Raw genomic sequence first — 2,290 nt, forward strand, 5'->3', positions numbered from 1 at the left:
GATTAACGCAGCAGAGACAGCATGGTCTGTGGCACCTGGTTGGCCTGCGCCAGCACCGAAGAACCTGCCTGCTGCAGGATCTGCGCGCGCGACATGTTCGACACTTCTGTCGCGTAGTCAGAATCCTGAATACGGCTGCGCGCAGCTGACAGGTTGTTCACGGTGTTGTTCAGGTTGGTGATGGTAGACTCAAAGCGGTTCTGTGAAGCACCCAGCAGGCTGCGCTGTGAGTCAACAGATTTGATGGCCGCATCGATGTCTGCCAGTGGCGTGGTGCCGGACGCTGCGCCAGACGCGCCGCCGGTGACTGCGCCTTTCAGCACGTCAAAACCAACGGCTTCAGTAGAGCGCGCGGTACCGTTAACGGTATCGCCTGAGGTCATCGCACGGGTGTTCAGATCGGTACCGCTGGTGCCGGCTTTCGCCAGGTTGAATTTGTCGCTTGAGCTCAGGGTGATGGCGATGGTTTCGCCATCTTTCGCACCTACCTGGAAGCTGTAGTCGGTAGAGCCGGAACCGGTGTTCAGCACTTTGATGCCGTTGAAGTCGGTCTGCGACGTTACGCGGTTGATCTCTTCCATACGCTGGTTAACTTCAGCCTGGATGGAGTCGATGTCTGAGGCAGAGTTCGAGCTGTTCTGCGCCTGTACGGTCAGGTCACGCACACGCTGCAGGTTGTTGTTGATCTCGGACAGCGCGCCTTCAGCGGTCTGAGCCAGTGAGATACCGTCGTTGGCGTTACGGGCAGCAACGGTCAGGCCGTTGATGTTAGAGGTGAAGCGGTTAGCAATCGCCTGACCTGCAGCATCATCTTTGGCGCTGTTAATACGCAGACCAGAAGAGAGACGCTCAATAGCGGTACCCAGAGAAGCCTGTGACTTGGACAGGTTGTTCTGCGTGGTCAGCGACAAGGTGTTAGTGTTAATGACTGCCATGATGTTTATTCCTTAACTGATGATGAATTCAGGTCGAAAACCCGTGGCGTTCTCGCCGTCGCCAAAATTTATCGGCAGCCGCTGCGTAAGCTTTAATGATGATTTCATTAAAATTAAGCGGTAAGTAACGATCGAAGAAAATCTCAGCAGCAGAAATAAAAAAGGGCCCCATGCGGGGCCCGGTCTGTGCGCGAGAGAATTAACGCAGCAGAGACAGCATAGTCTGTGGCACCTGGTTGGCCTGTGCCAGCACAGAAGAACCTGCCTGCTGCAGGATCTGCGCGCGCGACATGTTCGACACTTCTGTCGCGTAGTCAGAATCCTGAATACGGCTGCGCGCAGCTGACAGGTTGTTCACGGTGTTGTTCAGGTTGGTGATGGTAGACTCAAAGCGGTTCTGTGAAGCACCCAGCAGGCTGCGCTGTGAGTCAACAGATTTGATGGCCGCATCGATGTCTGCCAGTGGCGTGGTGCCGGACGCTGCGCCAGACGCGCCGCCGGTGACTGCGCCTTTCAGCACGTCAAAACCAACGGCTTCAGTAGAGCGCGCGGTACCGTTAACGGTATCGCCTGAGGTCATCGCACGGGTGTTCAGATCGGTACCGCTGGTGCCGGCTTTCGCCAGGTTGAATTTGTCGCTTGAGCTCAGGGTGATGGCGATGGTTTCGCCATCTTTCGCACCTACCTGGAAGCTGTAGTCGGTAGAGCCGGAACCGGTGTTCAGCACTTTGATGCCGTTGAAGTCGGTCTGCGACGTTACGCGGTTGATCTCTTCCATACGCTGGTTAACTTCAGCCTGGATGGAGTCGATGTCTGAGGCAGAGTTCGAGCTGTTCTGCGCCTGTACGGTCAGGTCACGCACACGCTGCAGGTTGTTGTTGATCTCGGACAGCGCGCCTTCAGCGGTCTGAGCCAGTGAGATACCGTCGTTGGCGTTACGGGCAGCAACGGTCAGGCCGTTGATGTTAGAGGTGAAGCGGTTAGCAATCGCCTGACCTGCAGCATCATCTTTGGCGCTGTTAATACGCAGACCAGAAGAGAGACGCTCAATAGCGGTACCCAGAGAAGCCTGTGACTTGGACAGGTTGTTTTGCGTGGTCAGCGACAATGTGTTGGTATTGATAACGGCCATGATAAATTCCTTGAGTCAATGAGTTGAGATTCTATCGGGCTTTTGGCCCGAGGCCATTCAGCTTGCTTTGGTTATCGTCGGTGCCTGAGAAAACCTTAGCTATTTTTTTAAACCCCGAAAACAGGCCCTTATCCCTTCTTTATTTGCCTCATTGTTTTTTTATATTTTGTCTAATATTTTTCCGCTCACTGCCGATACCCTCCTCAGTGATTATCAACCTATA

At 54.4% G+C, this 2,290-nt stretch carries 2 protein-coding genes; both read right to left on the reverse strand.

The genetic code is table 11. From position 1 onward, the window contains the following. Positions 1-2: 2 nt before the first annotated feature. Positions 3-935 (reverse strand): flagellin, encoded by a 933-nt coding sequence (locus QMM04_RS22230; RefSeq protein ID WP_282997072.1) that lies wholly within the window; start codon positions 933-935, stop codon positions 3-5. 199 nt (positions 936-1,134) lie between these two features. Further along, complete coding sequence (locus tag QMM04_RS22235; RefSeq protein WP_282997072.1) at positions 1,135-2,067, reverse strand: flagellin; 933 nt, start codon at positions 2,065-2,067, stop codon at positions 1,135-1,137. Between the last annotated feature and the right edge of the window lie 223 nt (positions 2,068-2,290).

It is taken from the genome of Pantoea sp. Pa-EAmG (assembly GCF_030024295.1).
In the GTDB taxonomy this organism is placed as follows: domain Bacteria; phylum Pseudomonadota; class Gammaproteobacteria; order Enterobacterales; family Enterobacteriaceae; genus Pantoea; species Pantoea dispersa.